Raw genomic sequence first — 18791 nt, 5'->3', positions numbered from 1 at the left:
ATCCGCCGCGCACGGGCCTCAACGCCTCAGTACGTGTACTGCACCTGCACCCACAGCTTGTCGGTGTCGGCAGTCCGCGTGGCATCGTCGCTGCGATAGCGCGCCAGCTTGAGCAGGCCGTTGAGGCCCTTCACGCCGGGAATCGCGTGCGCGTAGGACAGATCGACCTCGTTGCCGTAGTCGCCGCCGCCGCGTTCGGGTGAGAAGTCGTGGTACCAGGCCTGCAGGCTGCCGCCGCCCAGCGGGACGGTCGCCCCGACGTAGCGGTCGACCACGCCGGCGGTGGGCGTGGTCAGGAACACATCCGCCCAGCCCTGGAAGGCATGCTTGGTCGCCAGCGGGGTCTGGAAGGCACGGTTGCCGCTGCCGTCGCCGCCGCCGAGCGATTCGTAGCCGGCCTTGAACATCGTGCCGCGCCATTGGTAGCCCAGCTCGCCGAGTGCATAGCGGCTGTCGAGGTCCCAGGGGTTGTCGCCCAGGTCGCGCTGGCGGGCGATCTCGGCCGCGTAGCGCCAGGCGCCGGACGCGCCTTCCAGGCGCAGGCCGGTAGTGTGGCTGGACAGCGTGCCCAGCGGCGCGGTCGCCGACACCGCGATGCCGTCCAGATCGAGGCGGTAGTGGTAGGCCGTCGCCGACAGTGCCGGCGCGATGCGCAGGCCCGCTTGCAGCAGGTGGCTGCGGCCGCCGATCTTCGCGGGGTTGGCGCGCGTGGAAAAGCGGCCGTCATCGGGACCGAACACGGTGTGGATGCGGCCGATGACCGCGTAGTCGAACGTGAGCCGGTCGAGCGGCGCGAGTTGCAGCCGGACGGCGTCGTAGGTCTGCTCGTTCTGCCGCCAGCCGACACCGCCGACAAAGCGCTGATTGCCGAGGTTGATGCGCTGCCGGCCGAAGCTGGCACTGCCGCCGCCGAAGGCCCAGCGCACGAAGGCCTGGTTGACCGCGGCGCCATCGGGATCGGCGACCACCGGATACGCGCGCTCGCCATTGCGGGTGTCGTTGAAGCGGTCCGATCCCAGGTGGGCGACGCCATCGATTTCGCCGAGCGCCGACCAGCCGTGCCATTGCGGTGTCAGATAGCCCACGCGTGCGCGCAACGTGTGCGCATCGGCATCGCGCGCCAGGCCGTCCTGTTCGACGTGCTCGTAGCGATAGCGCAGGTCGAGGGACGGGCCGGGGCCGTCTGCAGCGACGGCGGCCAGGGGCAGGGTGGCGAGCAGCAGCGGCAGGGCGCGGCGGCGGAGGGTGCAAGGTGACATGTCGGTGTCTTCGTGTGGGGTTGGCCACACGTTGAACCCCGCGCATTCACACTGCCATGACCTCGGTCAAGCGAAGGCGCGCGCCTGCTGTTTCAAGCGGACATCCGTGGCCTTCGGACGGCCATCTCCATGCGCGGCGGCTCGCGCCGTGCACGGTGACGCCTCAGGCGGCGCGTGCCTCGCGCACGATCGCCGCAGCCTGTGCCGAGGCCTCGCGCACGCGCGCGTAATCACCGGCTGCCAGCCACGCCTTGTCGAGCATCCACGAGCCGCCCACGCACAGCACGTTCGGCTGGGCCAGGAACTCGGCTGCGTTGGCGGCGGAAATGCCGCCGGTCGGGCAGAAGCGCATGTCCTGCACCGGGCCTGCGAGGCCCTTGAGCATCGCCAGGCCGCCGACGGCGTTGGCCGGGAACAGTTTGCAGTTACGGAAGCCCAGGTCGCGCAGGGCGAGGAACTCGGTCGGCGTCGCGGCGCCGGGCACCGCCGGCACGGCGGCCTGCGCCAAGGCTTCGGCCAGGCGCGGGGTCGTGCCCGGGGTGACGAGGAAATCGGCACCGGCATCGATCGAGGCGCGGATGTTCTCGGCATTGAGCACGGTGCCGGCGCCGATGACGATCTCCGGGCGCTCGCGCTTGAGCATGGCCAGGGCGTCGATCGCGATCGGCGTGCGCAGGGTCAGTTCCAATGTGGTCAGGCCGCCTTCGAGCAGGGCGTCGGCGAGTGCGCGTGCTTGGTCGAGCGTGTCGACGGTGATCACCGGCAGCACGCCGGCAGCCCGCAGCAGTTCGGCGGCGCGCTGCTGGCGGTCGGACATCGGGGAAGCTTGGGGCATGAGATCAGTTGTCCTTTTCGGCATGCGGCGCATCGGCGGCGGCACCGTCGGCGCCTAGATCGTACTCGGCGTCGTAGTCCCACACCGCGCCCTGGATCGTGGGCGGTCCGCAGGAGATCGACAGGGCGCCCTGGTCGGCCGGGGAGACGTTGGCGCGGTTGAAGGCGAACAGGTTGCGACCGAAGTCGGTCGGCGCCGGTGCGGTGTCGGGCGCGGCCTCGCGGCGCTGCCACTCGTCGGCATCGACCAGCGCCTCGAGAATGCCGGCCTCGCCGTCCAGGCGCACGATGTCGCCCTCGCGCAGGTAGGCCAACGGGCCGCCTCGCGCGGCCTCGGGGGTGACGTGGATCGCCGCGGGAATCTTGCCCGACGCGCCTGACAGGCGGCCGTCGGTGACCAGCGCCACCCGCCGCCCCTGGTTCTGCAGCATCCCCAGCAGCGGCGCCAGCGAATGCAGCTCGGGCATGCCGTTGGCCTTCGGCCCCTGGTAGCGCACGACCGCAACGAAATCGCGCGGCAGCGCGCCGGCCGCATGCAGGCGGTTGAGTGCCTGCGGGGCATCGACGACGACGGCCGGAGCCTCGATCGTGCGGAACTCCGGCTTGACCGCCGAGAGCTTGATCAGCGCGCGCCCGAGGTTGCCGCGCAGCAGGCGCAGGCCGCCCTGGGCTTCGAACGGCGCCGAGACCGGACGCAGCACCGCATCGTCGGCGCTGGTGGCGATGCCCGGCGTGTACACCACGCGGTCGCCGTCGACCTTGGGGTCGTCGCAATAGGCGCGCATGCCGCCGGCAACGACGGTCGGGATGTCGTCGTGCATCAGCCCGGCGTCGAGCAGTTCGCGGAATACGAAGGCATTGCCGCCGGCAGCGTGATAGCGGTTCACGTCCGCCTCGCCATTGGGATAGACCCGCGCCAGCAGCGGCACGATCTGCGACAGCGCGTCCATGTCGTCCCAGGTCAGCACGATGCCGGCTGCGCGTGCGACCGCGATCCAGTGGATCGTGTGGTTGGTCGAGCCGCCGGTGGCCATCAGCATCGCGATCGCGTTGACGATGGCGCGCTCGTCGATCAGTTCGCCCAGCGGTCGGTAGTCCTCGCCCAGCGCGGTGATCGCCAGCGCGCGTGCGACCGCTTCGCGGGTGAATGCTTCGCGCAGTGGCGTGCCCGGGTTGATGAACGCCGCGCTGGGCAACTGCACGCCCATCGCCTCGAGCAGGGTCTGGTTGGAGTTCGCGGTGCCGTAGAAGGTGCAGGTGCCGGGCGAGTGATAGGACTGCGCCTCGACTTCCAACAACTCGGCGCGCGTGGCCTCGCCGGCCGCGTAGCGCTCGCGCACCTCGGCCTTGGTCTTGTTCGGCACGCCGGGGGTCATCGGCCCGCCCGGCACGAACACCGCAGGCAGATGGCCGTAGGCGAGGGCGCCGATCAACAGGCCCGGCACGATCTTGTCGCAGATGCCCAGATACAGGCTGGCGTCGAACATGTCGTGCGACAGGCCGATCGCGGTCGCCTGGGCGATGACGTCGCGTGAGAACAGTGACAGTTCCATGCCGGCGCGGCCCTGGGTCACGCCGTCGCACATCGCCGGCACGCCGCCGGCGACCTGCGCGGTCGCGCCGAGCGCGCGCGCGGTCTGGCGGATGAACTCCGGATACGGCTCGTAGGGCTGATGCGCCGAGAGCATGTCGTTGTAGGCGGTGATGATGCCCAGGTTCGGCGTCGGCTCGTTGCGCAGGCGCAGCTTGTCGGTTGGCCCGCACCCGGCGAAGCCGTGGGCGAGGTTGGCGCAGCTCAGGCGACCGCGCAGCGGGCCCTCGTCGCGCATGCGCGCGATGCCGTCCAGATACGCGCGACGCGACGCGGCGCTGCGCTTGCGGATGCGCTCGGTGACGGAATGCAGAACGGGATGCAGGCTCATTGGCGGCGGCGATGAGACGGAAAGGAGGGAAGGGACGTCCGGATGCGCGGACGCGGCGCACGGATGCCGTCGATCACGGGCACCAGTGCACGTGCAAGTCTGCGCCCGGCACGGTCAAGGCGATGCGTGCCGGATACTCGTGGACGTCGTCGCTGCGCAACAGTTGCTCGAGCAGCGCGCGCTTGCGTTCGCCGCGGATCAGCAAGATCCGCGTGTGCGCCGGCGCCAGGCCGGCCGGCGTCAGGCTGATGCGGCGGGCCCAGCGCTGCGCGCCCGGGCAGCCGGTCGCATCGACGCCGACGTACGGCGTGGGCGCGGCCAGGGCGGCGTCGAGATCCTGCATGCCGGGGAACAGCGACGCGGTGTGGCCGTCGTCGCCCATGCCCAGCACCACGACGCCGGCCGGCTGGCGCGCATGCAGGTTGGCGGTCGCCAGCGCCTCGTCGAACGGACGGCCGGCGCGCGTGATCGTCTCCAGCCGCGCCTGCTGCGCCTTGTTCTGGATCAGCGTCTCGCGCACCAGGCGCGCATTGCTGTCCGGGTCCTCGGGCAGCAGCCAGCGTTCGTCGACCAGCGCGACGTCGACGTTCTCCCAAGGCAACGGCGACTTCGACAGCGCGGCGTAGACCGGGCCGGGCGTCTTGCCGCCCGACAGCAGCAGGCGCGCGCGCGGCCGCTCGCGCAGGTCGCGTGCGATCGCCGAGGAAATCGCGATCGCGGCCCCCCAGGTCCACTGGGTGGCCGAGTCGTAAGCGTGCAGGTGCATGCGGCCATCGTGACCGATTCGGGCCGTGTTGCCAAAGCCGTCGGCGTGCTCGGCGGTCACGGCGCGGCCCTGCGCACGGCGATCGCCGCCGCGCCGAGCAGGCCGGCGTGCGGGTGCAGCACCGCCAGGCTCGGGACGCGGCCCATGTTCGGCGAGAAGCGGCCCTTGTGCTCGAAGCGCTGGCGAAACCCCGAGTGGCGGATCGACTCGAGCATCTTGGGCACCAGTCCGCCGGTCAGGAACACGCCGTCCCAGGCGCCGAGGGTCAGCACCAGGTCGCCGGCGATCGCGCCGAATACGGCGCAGAAAATGTCCACCGCGCGTGCGCACAGCGGGTCGCCAGCCTGCGCGCGGGTGGTCACGTCGGAGGGCTGCAGCGGACCCGGGTCGACCCCGGCGATCTCGCACAGCGCATGGTGGATGTTGACCAGGCCCGGTCCGCAGATCAGTCGTTCGTTGGACACCCGCCCGAACTGCGCGCTGAGCCGCTCGAGGATCCGGGTTTCTTCCGGCGTGCCCGGCGGGAAGCTGACGTGGCCGCCCTCGGTCTCGAGCGGGTAGTGGCGGCCGTCGCGTACCACCAGTGCCCCCACGCCCAGCCCGGTGCCCGGGCCAATCACCGCGTAGGTGCACGGCGTGTCGGCGCGCTCGGGCACCGCCCACTGCACGCCGCCGATCGCGGTGTAGTCGCCGGGCTGCAGCAGCGGGATCGCCATCGCCTGCGCGGCAAAGTCGTTGACCAGTTCGACATCGTCCAGCCCCAGGCGTTCGCGGGTGCGCCGGCGCGAGATCACCCAGGGGTGGTTGGTGATGCGCGCCTCGTCGCCGTCCACGCGGCCAGCCACGGCGAACACGCCGCAGCGGATCCGCGCATCGCCGACATGGCCGATGGCCTGCAGATAATGCTGGGCGGCGTCGGCCAGCGATGGGAAATCGGCGACCGCAAAGCCCTGCACGGTGTCGAGTTGCAGCGGCGTGGCGCTGGCGGTGTCGGCCAGCGCGAAGCGCGCATTGGTGCCGCCGATGTCGGCGAGCAGGGCGAGCGAAGCGTCGGTCACGACTTGCGTCCGTTGTGCGTGGTGAGGGTGCGCGGCAGGAACGGCACGGCCTCCGCCGGTCCCCAGGACCCGGCCGGATAGTCGTGGACCGGCGTGCCGGCCTGGCGCCAGGCCTCGCTGACGCTGTCGATCCAGCGCCACTGGGCCTCGACTTCGTCGTCGCGCACGAACAGGGTCTGGTCGCCCTTGAGCGCGTCGATCATCAGCCGCTCGTAGGCGATACGGCGCTTGGGCGGCAGCATCGCCAGGTCCAGCGACATCGGCTGCAGCTCGTTGGCGCTCCATTCCGACGCCGCCAGGCTGCCCATCAGGCCGAGCTCGATGGTCTCTTCGGGCTGCAGCCGCACGCGCAACTGGTTGGCGCGGGCGCGCTTGCGCTCGTCGGCGCCGAACAGCCAGTGGGTGACCGGCTTGAAGGTGACCACGACCTCGGTGGTGCGCGAGGGCATGCGCTTGCCGGTCACCAGCCGGAACGGCACGCCGGCCCAGCGCCAGTTGTCGATCCAGGCGCGCAGGCCGACGAAGGTCTCGACGTCGTCGCGGTGGCTGAAGCCCTTGACCGCGCGGCCGTCGACCACGCCGTCGCGGTAGCGGCCGCGGATGCTGTCGGCGTTGGCGGCCGACGGTGACATGGGCCGCAGCGCGCGCAGCACCTTGCGCTTCTCGTCGCGGATCGCGTCGGGGTCCATCGCCGCCGGCGGCTCCATCGCGATCAGTGCGAGCAGCTGCAGCATGTGGTTCTGCACCATGTCGCGCAGCGCGCCGTAGTCGGCGTAGTAGCCCTCGCGGCCATCGACGCCGGCGGTCTCGGCGACGATGATGTCGACCGACTCGATCCAGCGCCGTTCCCAGACGGCTTCGAACAGCGTGTTGCCCAGCCGCAGCGCCAGCAGATTCTGCACCGGTGCCTTGCCCAGGTAATGGTCGATGCGGAAGATCCGCGACTCGTCGAGCGCGGCCTTGAGCGTGGCGTCGATCTCGCGCGCACTGGCCAGGTCGTGACCGATCGGCTTTTCGAGCACCAGCCGCGACGGCGGCTCGAGCAGCCCGGCGGCCTTCAGGCCGCGGCAGGCGGAGGCGAACAGGTTGGGCGGCGTGGAGAGGTAGCTGACCGCCGGCCGGTCGGCGAACGGCGAGAGCGCCTGCGCCATCGCCTCGGGATCGGACAGGTCGGCCGGCACGTAACGCACCCGGCGCAGCAGCTCGTCCAGCGTGGCGGCCTCGTAGTCGTCACCCAGACGATCGCGCAGCCAGCCGCGGAAGCTCTCGTCGTCGTGTTCGCTGCGCGCGATCGCCACGACCCGGAAGTCGGCCGGCAGCAGCCGGTCGCGCAGCAGGTGCAGCAGGGACGGGAACAGGTAACGTTGCGCCAGATCGCCGGTGGCGCCAAACAGCAGCAGAGTGTCGTGCATGGACGCCTGGTTCGCCTCGTGTTCACGGAAAGGGGAATCGTGAAGTGTGTCGTGCAATCGCCCGCAACCGCAATGCCTCCGCCAAGCGCGCCGCGCAGCAAGGGACCGGCCGGGGCGCGCGGCGGCGATCGCGGTTGCTGCGGCGATCGCCGACTGGCGTGTAAACGATTACATGCCAGAATAGCGTATTGCGTCCTCGATGCACGGCCTGGCCGGGGCATCGTTCACACGCTTCCAATCACGATCCATCCGACAGCGGGAGACGCCATGGCGAAGGTGCGGTTCGACGCGGTACGCAAGGTCTATCCCAACGGGTACGTGGGTGTGGCGGGCGCCAGTTTCGAGGTCGCCGACGGCGAGCTGCTGGTGCTGGTCGGCCCGTCGGGCTGCGGCAAGTCCACGTTGCTGCGGATGGTCGCCGGCCTGGAGGCGATCAGCAGCGGCACGCTGACCATTGGCGATCGGGTGGTCAACGACGTCGCGCCCAAGGATCGCGACATCGCGATGGTGTTCCAGAGCTACGCCCTGTACCCGCATATGAGCGTGGCCGAGAACCTCGCCTTCGGGCTGAAGCTGCGCGGCCAGGACAAGGCCGACATCGCCGCGCGCGTGGCCGAGGCCGCGCGCGTGCTGGAGCTCGATAAGGTGCTCGACCGCAAGCCGGGGCAACTGTCGGGCGGCCAGCGCCAGCGCGTCGCGCTGGGTCGGGCGCTGGTGCGCCAGCCGCAGGTATTCCTGCTCGACGAGCCGTTGTCCAACCTCGACGCCAAGCTGCGTGCCGGCATGCGCGTGGAGATCGCGCGGCTGCACCGCGCGCTGGGCACCACCATGATCTACGTCACCCATGACCAGATCGAGGCGATGACGCTGGGCCAGCGCATCGTGGTGCTCAAGGACGGGCAGATCCAACAGATCGACACCCCGATGGCGCTTTACGAAAAGCCCGCCAACCTGTTCGTGGCGACCTTCCTCGGCAGTCCGGCGATGAATGTGCTGCGCGGCCATTTGCAGCACGGTGAGGCCGGCTGGGGGCTGGCGCTGGGCGACGGCACGGTGCTGGCATTGGGCGCGGCCGGGTTGCCGGAGGCCTGGGCCGGCCGCGAGGTCGACCTGGGGATCCGCCCCGAGCACCTGGTGCCGGCCGAGGCTGCCGACGCCGGCTTGGCGCCGGTGGTGGAGGTGGTCGAGGCGGTGGGCAGCGAAGTCTTCGTGAACCTACGCCTGGGCGATCGCCCGCTGATCGCCCGGCTGCCGCCCGACCGGGTGCCGGTGCCGGGCGAGACCCTGCCGCTGGCGGTTCCGGCCGGCCGCGTGCACGCTTTCGACACCGAGACCGGCACCCGCCTGGTGCCCTGAGCGCGGCGTCCCGCGGCCCAACGGCGCCCCAAGCGCGGTGCCGGGCCGGCGGCGCGATCCCGGGTCGCTGGCTATACTGGCCGCTTGCGCGCGCGCGGCGCGCGGTCCGCCGTGCGTCAGCATCGCCGGGCCGGATGTCGCGTGCGTCCCCGCCGTTCCACGACCCGGCGCCGGCCCGCCGGCGCCATGAGGCCCCCGACGCCCGCATGCGCCTGTCCACGATCAAGCTCGCCGGTTTCAAGTCCTTCGTCGACCCGACCACGTTGCACCTGCCGACGAACATGACCGGCGTGGTCGGGCCGAACGGGTGCGGCAAGTCCAACATCATCGACGCGGTGCGCTGGGTCATGGGCGAGTCCTCGGCCAGCCGCCTGCGCGGCGATTCGCTGACCGACGTGATCTTCGCCGGCTCGACCGCGCGCAAGCCGGTGTCCCAGGCGATGGTCGAGCTGATCTTCGACAACAGCGACCACACGATCAGCGGCGAGTTCGCCGCGTTCAACGAGATCTCGGTCAAGCGCACCGTCAGCCGCGACGGCCAGAGCGGCTACTACCTCAACGGCACCAAGTGCCGCCGCCGCGACATCACCGATCTGTTCCTGGGCACGGGTCTGGGCCCGCGCAGCTACTCGATCATCGAGCAGGGCATGATCAGCCAGGTCATCGATGCCAAGCCCGAGGACCTGCGCATCTATCTTGAGGAAGCGGCCGGCATCTCCAAGTACAAGGAGCGCCGCAAGGAGACCGAGACCCGGATCCGGCATACCCGCGAGAACCTCGAGCGGCTGGGCGACCTGCGCGAGGAGGTCGGCAAGCAGTTGCAGCACCTGGCCCGCCAGGCCCGCCAGGCCGAGCAGTACACCGCGATCCAGGCCGAACGCAGGATCCGCGACGCCGAGTGGAAGGCGCTGGAGTGGCGCACGCTCGATTCGCGCCTGCGTGCGCTGCGCGAGGGTCTGGCGCAGGAAGAGACCCGGCTCGAGCAATTGATCGCCGAGCAGCGCGAAGCCGAGCGCGAGCTCGAGACCGGACGCGAGCGCCGCCATGAGGCCGCCGAGGCGCTCAACCGCGCCCAGGCCGAGAGCTACGAAGTCAGCGGCGCGCTGGCGCGGATCGAGCAGCAGATCCAGCACCAGCGCGAACTGTCGGCGCGCCTGCTCAAGGCGCGCGACGAGGCCCAGGCGCAACTGGCCGAGATCGGCGCGCATATCGACCAGGACCAGTTGCGGCTCGACACCCTGCACGAGCACATCGCCGAGGCCGAGCCGCAGCTGGCGCAACTGCAGGACGAGGACGCGATCCGCCAGGACGCGCTGCGCGACGCCGAGACTGCGCTCGCCGACTGGCAGGCCCGTTGGGAGGCGCACAACCGCGAGCAGGGCGAGGCCGCACGTGCCGGTGATGTGGAGCGCACGCGCGTCGACTATCTCGACCGCCAGGCGCTGGAAGCCGGGCGCCGGCGCGAGCAGTTGCAGGCCGAGCGCGACGGCCTCGACCTCGATGCGCTGAACGAGGCCTTCGAGGACATCCAGCTCCGGCACGAAGACCAGAAGGCCGCCCTCGACGCGCTGGGCGAGTCGCTGGAGGCGCGCAAGGAGGCGGCGGTCGAACTGCAGGACGCCCAGCGCGTCGCGCAGGAGGAACTGTCGGGCGTGCGCAAGCGCGCGCAGGAGGCCCGCGGCCGGTTGGCGTCGCTGGAGACGCTGCAGCACGCGGCGCTCGGCCAGGAGCAGGGCGCGGCGGTCGAGTGGCTGCGCCAGCGCGGGCTCGATTCGGCCGCGCGCGTGGGCGAGCGGCTGCGCGTGGAGGCCGGCTGGGAGTTCGCGGTCGAGAGCGCGCTGGGCCAGCTGATCGAGGGCGTGCTGGTCGACGGCGACGGCGTGCCTGCCGAGCTGGTCGACGCACTCGGCGAACTGGGCGAGAGCCGCCTGGCGCTGGTCGCCGCCGACGAGGCGTCGGCACAGTTCGCGCCGACCTCGCTCGCGGCCCGGGTGCAGGGGCCGCTGGCGATCCGGCGGCTGCTCGCGCGTCTGCATGTCGCCGACACGCTGGACCAGGCGCGCGCGCTGCAGGCCGGGCTGGGCGAACACGATTCGGTCATCACCCGCAGCGGTGAGCGCCTGGGCGCGGGCTGGGTGCGGGTGTCGCGCTCGGGCGCGGCCAAGCAAGGCGCACTGCTGCGTGAGCGCGAGATCCAGGCGCTGCGCGAGGAAATCGCCGCGCTGCAGGACCAGGAACACGAACTGGAGCGCGGCCTCGCCAGTGGCCGCGACCGCCTGCTGGCCGCCGAGCAGCAGCGCGAAGAGGCGCAGCGCGCGCTGTACCTGGCGCATCGCGGCGTGTCCGAACTCGCCGGCCAGGTGCAGAGCCAGCAGGGCCGGGTCGAGGCCGCGCGCACCCGCATCGCGCGCATCGATGCCGAGCTCGCGCAGCTCGACGAGACCCTGGCCCAGGCCGCGCAGCAGGCACGCGAGGCGCGCGCCCGGCTCGAGGACGCGGTCGGCAGCATGGGCGACCTGGAGACCGCGCGCGCTGCGCTCGAAGCCGAGCGCCGCAGCCTGACCGATGCCCGCGACGCCGCCCGTGCGGCCGCGCGCGAATCCCGCGATACCGCGCATGCGCTCGCGCTGACGCTCGAGTCGCAGCGCGCGCAGGTCGCCTCGCTGACCCAGGCGCTGGCGCGCATGGGCGGCCAGCGCGGCCAGCTCGACAACCGTCTGGGCGAACTGTCGGCGCAGCTGGCCGGCGGCGACTCGCCGGTCGAAGCGCTCGAGGACCAGCGCCAGGTCGCGCTGGAAGAACGCGTGCGCACCGAGCAGGCGCTGGCGCAGGCGCGCTCGGCGGTCGAGGGCATCGATAACGAACTGCGCACCTACGAGCAGGTCCGCCAGCAGCGCGATGCGCAGGCGCTGACCCAGCGCGAGGCAATCAGCCAGCGCCGGCTCGACCAGCAGGCGCTGGTCATCGCCGCCGACCAGCTTGCCGCCCAGGTCGTGGAGGCGGGTTTCGTCGTCGACGACGTGCTCAACGGCTTGGACGATGCCGCCAACGCCAAGGACTGGGAGAAGATGGTCGCCGACTTCGATGCCCGCCTGCGGCGCCTGGAGCCGGTAAATCTAGCGGCGATCGCCGAGCATGCCGAGGCCGCGCAGCGCAAGGAATACCTCGACGCCCAGGACGCCGACCTCACCGCCGCACTGGACACACTGGAAGAGGCGATCCGCAAGATCGACCGCGAGACCCGCGGCCGGTTCAAGGACACCTTCGATCGGGTCAACGCGGGCGTGCAGGCGCTGTATCCGCGTCTGTTCGGCGGTGGTCACGCTTACCTGGAGCTGACCGGCGACGACCTGCTCGACACCGGCGTGGCGATCATGGCCCGACCGCCCGGCAAGCGCGTGTCCAACATCTCGCTGCTGTCGGGCGGCGAGAAGGCGATGACCGCGGTGGCCCTGGTGTTCTCGATCTTCCAGCTCAACCCGGCGCCGTTCTGCCTGCTCGACGAGGTCGACGCGCCGCTCGACGAGGCCAATGTCGGCCGCTTCACCGCGATGGTGCGCGAGATGAGCGAGCAGGTGCAGTTCCTGTTCGTCAGCCACAACAAGGCGACGATGGAAGCCGCATCCCAACTCAGTGGCGTTACCATGCGCGAGCCAGGCGTCAGCCGTCTGGTGTCTGTCGATCTTGCCGAAGCCACGCGACTGGCCGGCGCCGCCTAGGAGAACACCGCCAATGACCGATGAGTGGATGCTGCGTATCGGAATCATCGTCGCCGGCGCGCTGCTGATGGCGGCGATCTGGTACTTCGGGACGCGCCCGCGCGGCGGACAGGGGCGGCGCATCGCGCCTGCCGAGGACGCACGCCGCGAGCCGACGCTCGGCGCGCAGCTCGAACGCGAACTGGGCGAGAGCGAACCGGCGCAGGCGCCGGGCGACGGCGATGCGGTGCAGGCGGAGATGGATCTGCTCGATCGCACCGTCGGCACGGTCTCGCCCAACAGCGAGCTGGGCAAGCGCAACACCGACGACTTCGACAAGATCGTCACGCTGTACATCGCCGCGCGTGCGGGCAATGTGCTGCGCGGGCCGGACATCGTGGTCGCGGCCGAGAAGACCGGCCTGACCTACGGCCACATGAACGTGTTCCACCGCCTCGTCGACGGCCACCCCGAGCGCGGCCCGATCTTCAGCGTCGCCAACATCCGCAGCCCCGGCAGTTTCGAGATGGCCGAGATCCAGACCCTGGAAACGCCGGCGATCGCCTTCTTCCTGACCCTGCCGGCGCCGGTCCGTGCGCTCGACGCCTGGGACACGATGCTGCCGACCGCCGAGCGGATGGCCGAACTGCTCGACGGCGTGTTGCTCGACGAGCAGCGCAATGCGCTGGGCCGCCAGCGCATCGCCGGCCTGCGCGACGAACTGCGCGCCTGGGACCGCGAACGCGACGCACCGCCGGTGACCCGCAGCCCGCGCTGGTAACCGCGCGCGGATGGCGAGCTTCGGCGCGGTACGTCTACGACGTCGACCATCATCTCGTCGAGTTGCACACAGGGGACACTGGATGCGCGGCTAAGCGCGTATCGGCTGGCGTCCGAGCCGACGCCCTGACGGGGCGGTGATCCATCGATTCGACGGCGCGCAGACCAGCGCCTTCCCCCGTTCACGGGGAAGGCTTTTCCGTTCAGCGGGATCGATCGCGACGCGCGCGCCAACCCGGTCGTCCTACAATTCGGGGCATGCCCAAGTCCTCTCCCGCCGAGCGCGTTGCCGAGCTGCGTGCACGCATCGAAGATGCCAACCACCGCTACTACGTGCTCGACGATCCGTCGATCCCGGACGCCGATTACGACGCGTTGATGCGCGAGCTCGAGGCGCTGGAGACGGCGCACCCCGAGCTCGCCAGCGAGGATTCGCCGACGCGCACGGTCGGCGCACGTCCCGACGGCGGCTTTCCCGAAGTCCAGCACGCGATTCCGATGCTGTCGCTGGCGAATGCGTTCGAGACCGCGGGTGTGCCCGACGACGCCGATGATCGCACGCGGTTCTCCGAGGTCGCCGACTTCGAGCGTCGGATCGAGCAGAAGCTCGACATCGCCGCACCGGTGTTCTCGGTCGAACCCAAACTCGACGGCCTCGCGATCAGTCTGCGCTACGAGGACGGGATGTTCGTGCAGGGCGCGACGCGCGGCGATGGCGCCACGGGCGAGAACGTCACCGCGAACCTGCGCCAGGTGCGCGCGGTGCCGCTCCGGCTCCGCCTCGACGGGGCGCCTGCGCCGGCGGTGCTGGAGGTGCGCGGCGAGATCTACATGCCGCGCAAGGCGTTCGCCGACTGGAATGCGAAGGCGCTGGACAACAACGAGAAGCTGCTGGCCAATCCCCGCAACGGCGCGGCCGGCTCGCTGCGCCAGCTCGATCCGGCGGTCACACGTCGCCGGCCGCTGGCGTTCTTCGCCTATTCGGTCGGCGAGGTCCGTGGCCTGGAACTGCCCGAGACCCATTCGCAGACCTTGGCGTTGCTGCGCGGATTCGGATTCCCGGTCGCCCCTGAGGTCGAGACCGCGACCGGCTTCGAAGGCCTGATCGCCTACTTCCGTCGCATCGGTGCACAGCGCGACGCGCTGCCGTACGACATCGACGGCGTGGTCTACAAGCTCGACGACTACGACCAACAACGCGCGATGGGGTTCGTGTCGCGCTCGCCGCGCTGGGCGCTGGCGCACAAGTTCCCGGCGCAGGAGCAGTCGACGGTGCTGCGCGCGATCGAGGTCCAGGTCGGCCGGACCGGTGCGGTCACCCCGGTCGCGCGGCTCGAGCCGGTGCAGGTCGCCGGGGTCACGGTGACCAATGCGACGCTGCACAACGCCGACCAGATCGCGCGGCTGGACGTGCGCGAGGGCGACACGGTGATCGTGCGCCGCGCCGGCGACGTGATCCCCGAGATCGTGCGCGTGATCGAGGACCGACGCCCCGCCGATGCGGTGCCCTGGTCGATGCCGGCCGCGTGTCCGGTCTGCGGTTCCGAACTGGTGCGCGAGGAGGGCGCGATTGCCTGGCGCTGCAGCGGCGGGCTGACATGCCCGGCGCAGCGCAAGGAGGCCGTGCGGCACTTCGCCTCGCGTCGCGCGCTCGACATCGAGGGTCTGGGCGACAAGCAGGCCGAAGCCCTGGTCGAGTTCGGGTTCGTGCATTCGCCGGCCGATCTCTACGCACTGACCGTCGCCGACTTGGTGCGGATGAAGACTGCGCTCGACGCCGCGACCGCCGCCGACTTCCAGCAGGCGATCGCCGACAGCAAGGGGGGGCTGGTGCTCGATGCTGAAGGCGCGGCGGTTCTGGCCGAGGAGGCGCCGGTCTGGAAGGACGCCGTGTTCCTGCGCGCGCACCTGACCGTCGAGACCGGCGGCAAACTCGCCACCAAGTGGGCCGAGAACCTCGTCGCCGGCATCGACGCCAGCCGCCACACCACGCTGGCGCGCTTCCTGTTCGCGCTCGGCATCCCGCACCTGGGCGAAACGACAGCGAAGTCGCTGGCGCAGTGGCTGGGCACGCTCGACTTCATCCGCAGCACGCCGGCGGTGTTGCTGCAGGCGCTGCCCGACATCGGCGGCGAGGTTGCACGCTCGATCGCGACGTTCTTCGAGCAGCCGGGCAATGTCGCGGTGGTCGATGCGCTGATCGCCGCCGGTGTGCAGTTCTCCGACGAGACAGCGCCGTCTGCCGAACTGCGCGATCGGCTGGACCTAGCGCATCTGCTGGCGACGTTGCCGGTCGACAAACTCGGCGGCAAGAGTGCCGAGCGCCTGGCGCAGACCTACGGCACGCTCGCGGCGCTGCTGCGTGCGAACGAAAGCGGCTGGGCGGGTGCGGGCGCATCCAGCGCGGGTGCCGCGAATCTCGCGGCGTATCTGGCCGACGAGCGGGCGCGCCAAGCGCTGATCGCCGCCGACGCGGCGATGCAACGCCTGCTCGCCGCCGCCCCGGCGCGGGCGGAGCGCAGCAGTGGTCCGCTCGACGGCAAGAGCGTGGTGCTGACCGGCACGCTGGCCTCGATGACCCGCGACGAGGCCGGCGAAAAGCTCGAGGCGTTGGGCGCGAAGATCGTCGGCAGCGTATCGAAGAAGACATCGCTGGTGGTCGCCGGTGAGGCGGCCGGCTCCAAGCTCGACAAGGCCCAGGCGCTGGGCGTCGAGATCTGGGACGAAGCCGCACTGCTGGCATTTCTCGAGGCGCAGGCGTGAAGGTGCCGAGCGGGCCGAGCGCGTCCTTCGAGGCGTTGCGCCTGCGCGCGCGGCTCAACGCCATGTTGCGTGGCTTCTTCGCCGAGCGCGACGTGGTCGAGGTCGAGACGCCGGTGCTCTCGCGTGCGGGCAACACCGATCCCAACGTCGCCAGCTTCGCCACGCGCTTTGGCGGCCATGTCGATGCCGGGCCACCGCTGCGCTGGCTGCGCACCTCGCCCGAGTTTCCGCTCAAGCGACTGCTCGCAGCGGGCTTCGGTGACTGTTACGAACTGGGCCGGGTGTTCCGCGACGGCGAGGCGGGGGGGCGTCACAACCCCGAGTTCACGATGCTCGAGTGGTACCGCGTCGGCTGGGACCATCGCCGCCTCGCTGCCGAGACCGTCGCGCTGGTGCAGGCCGCGCTGGCATTGGTCGGGCGCCGGGCCGAGGTCGTGGAGACCGACTACCGCACGCTCTACCGCACGCAGCTGGGCATCGACCCGATGACCGCATCGGAGGCGGCGCTGCGGGCGGCGCTGGGCGATGTGCGGATCGATCCGGACGGCCTGGGTCGCGACGACTGGCTCGACCTGCTGATGACCCATCGTCTGCAGCCGGCCAACCCCGCCGACCGCATCCTCGTCGTGCACGACTACCCGGCCTCGCAGTGCATGCTGGCGCGGATCACCGCGCAGGGCGGCGTACCGGTCGCCGAGCGCTTCGAGCTGTATCTGGGCGCGCTGGAGCTGGCCAATGGCTACCACGAACTGGCTGACGGCGCCGAGCAGCGGGCCCGCTTCGAACGCGACCACGCGGTGCGCACCGCGCGTGGCGCGGCACTGCCGGCGATCGACGAGGCGTTGCTCGACGCGCTCGATGCCGGCTTTCCCGACTGCGCCGGGGTCGCGCTGGGCGTGGACCGGTTGATGATGGCAATGCTGGACACGCCGCGGATCGCGGATGTGATCGCGTTCGATTTTGCGAGGGCGTAGCCCTTCGCTTTGCTGTTGCTGTTGCCTTTGCTGTGGCTTTTCCATCGAGCCGTAAAGCGAGCCGAGCACCGGAGCCTGGCGCGGCCGAAGAGCAGCCCTTGTCTGAGCGCAGCGAGTTTGGGCTGTGTGCCGCGCCAGGCGAGGCGCGGAGGGCACCGCCGCGGCTTCATGCGGCGGATCGCGTCCGGCGACGGCGGTTTTGCTTACTTTTGCCAAGACAAAAGTAAGCCGCGCGCGTCGCGCGCGGAAGCTGTGGACTTGATCCTGTTTTCCGCGTTCTCAGAACAGCCCAAGCAAACAGCCAATGCCAAGGCCGGTGCACGGCTTTCGCCCGCTGCGCGGGCGAGTTTCTTTTGGAGGGACCCAAAAGAAACCAAAAGGTCCTTTCGCCGGACGCGATCCGCCGCGATACAGCCGCGGCGGCCCCCTGTGCTTCTCGGACGACGGGGCACGCAGCCCAAACTCGCTACGCTCAGACAAGGGCTGCTCTTCGACCCCGTCGTCCTGCGATGCTCGGCTCGCTTTACGGCTCGATACGTCAAAAGCGCGGAGCCAAAGCCAAAGCCAGAGCCAGAGCCAGAGTCAGAGTCAGAGTCAGAGCCAGAGTCAGAGTCAGAGCCAGAGTCAGAGTCAGAGTCAGAGTCAGAGCCGAACCAAAGCCGAACCAGAGCGCTGACGTCTGGCGAGGCGGGGGCAGAGCCAAGCGCGAACGGCTCCCCGAGCCTGCCCAACAGCAATCCAACACCCTCGAACTACAATGGCGCCATGAACGCATCCCCCCTCGACTTCGACCGTTACGACCACATCCGCCCGATCCTGTGGACCGGCGACACGCTCGAACTGCTCGACCAGCGCAAGCTGCCGTTCGTGGTCGAGCATGCGACCTGCACGACCAGCGACGAGGTCGCCCAGGCGATCCATGCGCTGACCGTGCGCGGCGCGCCGGCGATCGGCATCGCGGCCGCCTGGGGCGCGGTGCTGGGCGCGCGTGAGATCGAGGCCGACGACGGTGCGGCCGCGCTGGCCAAGCTCGAGCCAGCGCTGCAGCGGTTGAACGCCGCGCGTCCGACCGCGGTGAACCTGGCCTGGGCCTTGGCGCGCATGCGCCGGGTGCTGGCGGCCGCGGGCCGCGACTGGCGCGAGGTGCTGGCGCGCGAGGCGCAGGCGATCGCCGACGAGGACCTCGCCGCGAACCGGCACATGGGCGCGCTCGGCGCGGCGCTGATCGCACCGGGCAGCGGGGTGCTGACCCACTGCAACACCGGTTCACTGGCGACCGCCGGCTTCGGCACCGCGCTGGGCGTGATCCGCGCGGGCATGGCGCAGGGCCGCATCGCCAAGGTCTTCGCCGGCGAAACCCGGCCCTGGTTGCAGGGCGCCCGGTTGACGGTGTGGGAACTGCAGCAGGATGGCATCGACGCGACCCTGATCGCCGACTCGGCCGCCTCGCACCTGATGAAGGGCGGCTTCGTGCAGTGGGTGGTCGTCGGTGCCGACCGCATCTGCGCCAACGGCGACACCGCCAACAAGATCGGCACCTACCAGCTGGCGATCGCCGCCCGCCACCACGGCGTGAAGTTCATGGTCGTCGCGCCGTCCTCGACCGTCGACATGGACACGCCGTCGGGCGAGATGATCGAGATCGAGCAGCGCGACCCGGGTGAACTGTTCGGTGTGGGTGGCAGTCGCACGGTCGCCGACGGCATCCAGGCCTGGAATCCGGTGTTCGATGTGACCCCAGGCGCGCTGATCGACGCGATCGTGACCGAGCGCGGCGTGGTCGAACGCCCCACGACCGAGGCGATGCGCGCCCTGTTTGGCTGAGGTCGGCCCGCCTGCGCGATCGGAGGCGATGGCGCCCGATCGTGCGGCCGGCTGGCCGGAAAGCGGGGCAGGGCCCGGAAATGCCGCATCGTATTGCGCCAAGTGCTTGTTTTTACGTCGGAAACCCTGGGGCGGGCATGGCGTT

The 18791-nt window shown here is 70.7% G+C and carries 12 protein-coding genes; 6 read left to right on the top strand and 6 right to left on the bottom strand.

What is annotated here, in order from left to right; all coding sequences use genetic code 11:
* Positions 1-26: 26 nt before the first annotated feature.
* From FHW73_RS09190 to zwf, 6 genes are all read right to left on the bottom strand, one after another.
* Positions 27-1259, bottom strand: coding sequence for an alginate export family protein (locus FHW73_RS09190; RefSeq protein WP_183426402.1), 1233 nt, complete (start codon positions 1257-1259; stop codon positions 27-29).
* Positions 1260-1422: 163 nt separating this feature from the next.
* Positions 1423-2076, bottom strand: a complete 654-nt coding sequence (eda, locus tag FHW73_RS09185; RefSeq protein ID WP_183426549.1) for a bifunctional 4-hydroxy-2-oxoglutarate aldolase/2-dehydro-3-deoxy-phosphogluconate aldolase — start codon at positions 2074-2076, stop codon at positions 1423-1425.
* Positions 2077-2098: 22 nt separating this feature from the next.
* Positions 2099-4015, bottom strand: coding sequence for a phosphogluconate dehydratase (edd, locus tag FHW73_RS09180; protein ID WP_183426401.1), 1917 nt, complete (start codon positions 4013-4015; stop codon positions 2099-2101).
* A 73-nt stretch (positions 4016-4088) separates the two neighbouring features.
* Positions 4089-4841, bottom strand: a complete 753-nt coding sequence (pgl, locus tag FHW73_RS09175) for a 6-phosphogluconolactonase (RefSeq protein WP_183426400.1) — start codon at positions 4839-4841, stop codon at positions 4089-4091.
* Positions 4838-5839: a glucokinase gene (glk, locus tag FHW73_RS09170; RefSeq protein ID WP_183426399.1), complete on the bottom strand. Its 1002-nt coding sequence runs from the start codon at positions 5837-5839 to the stop codon at positions 4838-4840. The genes pgl and glk overlap by 4 nt, the downstream gene beginning before the upstream one ends.
* Positions 5836-7251, bottom strand: coding sequence for a glucose-6-phosphate dehydrogenase (gene zwf, locus FHW73_RS09165; protein WP_183426398.1), 1416 nt, complete (start codon positions 7249-7251; stop codon positions 5836-5838). The genes glk and zwf overlap by 4 nt, the downstream gene beginning before the upstream one ends.
* Before the next feature lie 267 nt (positions 7252-7518).
* Here zwf and ugpC point away from each other — a divergent pair, with 267 nt between their 5' ends.
* The 6 genes from ugpC (at position 7519) to mtnA (ending at position 18646) form a co-directional block, all read left to right on the top strand.
* Positions 7519-8607, top strand: a complete 1089-nt coding sequence (ugpC, locus tag FHW73_RS09160; protein WP_183426397.1) for a sn-glycerol-3-phosphate ABC transporter ATP-binding protein UgpC — start codon at positions 7519-7521, stop codon at positions 8605-8607.
* Positions 8608-8813: 206 nt separating this feature from the next.
* Positions 8814-12326 (top strand): chromosome segregation protein SMC, encoded by a 3513-nt coding sequence (smc, locus tag FHW73_RS09155; protein WP_183426548.1) that lies wholly within the window; start codon positions 8814-8816, stop codon positions 12324-12326.
* A 13-nt stretch (positions 12327-12339) separates the two neighbouring features.
* Entirely contained in the window at positions 12340-13086 is a 747-nt protein-coding gene (gene zipA / locus FHW73_RS09150; RefSeq protein WP_183426396.1) for a cell division protein ZipA, read from the top strand.
* Between the two features lie 257 nt (positions 13087-13343).
* Positions 13344-15848 (top strand): NAD-dependent DNA ligase LigA, encoded by a 2505-nt coding sequence (gene ligA, locus FHW73_RS09145; RefSeq protein WP_183426395.1) that lies wholly within the window; start codon positions 13344-13346, stop codon positions 15846-15848.
* Positions 15845-16822, top strand: a complete 978-nt coding sequence (gene epmA / locus FHW73_RS09140; protein ID WP_345776169.1) for an EF-P lysine aminoacylase EpmA — start codon at positions 15845-15847, stop codon at positions 16820-16822. Before ligA ends, epmA begins: the two co-directional genes overlap by 4 nt.
* A 765-nt stretch (positions 16823-17587) precedes the next feature.
* Entirely contained in the window at positions 17588-18646 is a 1059-nt protein-coding gene (gene mtnA, locus FHW73_RS09135; protein WP_183426394.1) for an S-methyl-5-thioribose-1-phosphate isomerase, read from the top strand.
* The last annotated feature ends 145 nt before the right edge of the window (positions 18647-18791 follow it).

The organism is Luteimonas sp. RC10 (assembly GCF_014192745.1).
GTDB lineage: Bacteria > Pseudomonadota > Gammaproteobacteria > Xanthomonadales > Xanthomonadaceae > Luteimonas.
The sequence above is the reverse complement of the archived record's forward strand: the minus strand, read 5'-3'. Positions and strand labels throughout refer to the sequence as shown.

Excerpts from the sequence above, each read along its gene's own strand:
- zwf (WP_183426398.1), bottom strand. The coding sequence starts at position 7,251 with ATGCACGACACTCTGCTGCTGTTTGGCGCCACCGGCGATCTGGCGCAA.
- FHW73_RS09190 (WP_183426402.1), bottom strand. The coding sequence starts at position 1,259 with ATGTCACCTTGCACCCTCCGCCGCCGCGCCCTGCCGCTGCTGCTCGCC.
- ligA (WP_183426395.1), top strand. The coding sequence starts at position 13,344 with ATGCCCAAGTCCTCTCCCGCCGAGCGCGTTGCCGAGCTGCGTGCACGC.
- ugpC (WP_183426397.1), top strand. The coding sequence starts at position 7,519 with ATGGCGAAGGTGCGGTTCGACGCGGTACGCAAGGTCTATCCCAACGGG.
- eda (WP_183426549.1), bottom strand. The coding sequence starts at position 2,076 with ATGTCCGACCGCCAGCAGCGCGCCGCCGAACTGCTGCGGGCTGCCGGC.
- smc (WP_183426548.1), top strand. The coding sequence starts at position 8,814 with ATGCGCCTGTCCACGATCAAGCTCGCCGGTTTCAAGTCCTTCGTCGAC.
- mtnA (WP_183426394.1), top strand. The coding sequence starts at position 17,588 with ATGAACGCATCCCCCCTCGACTTCGACCGTTACGACCACATCCGCCCG.
- edd (WP_183426401.1), bottom strand. The coding sequence starts at position 4,015 with ATGAGCCTGCATCCCGTTCTGCATTCCGTCACCGAGCGCATCCGCAAG.
- zipA (WP_183426396.1), top strand. The coding sequence starts at position 12,340 with ATGACCGATGAGTGGATGCTGCGTATCGGAATCATCGTCGCCGGCGCG.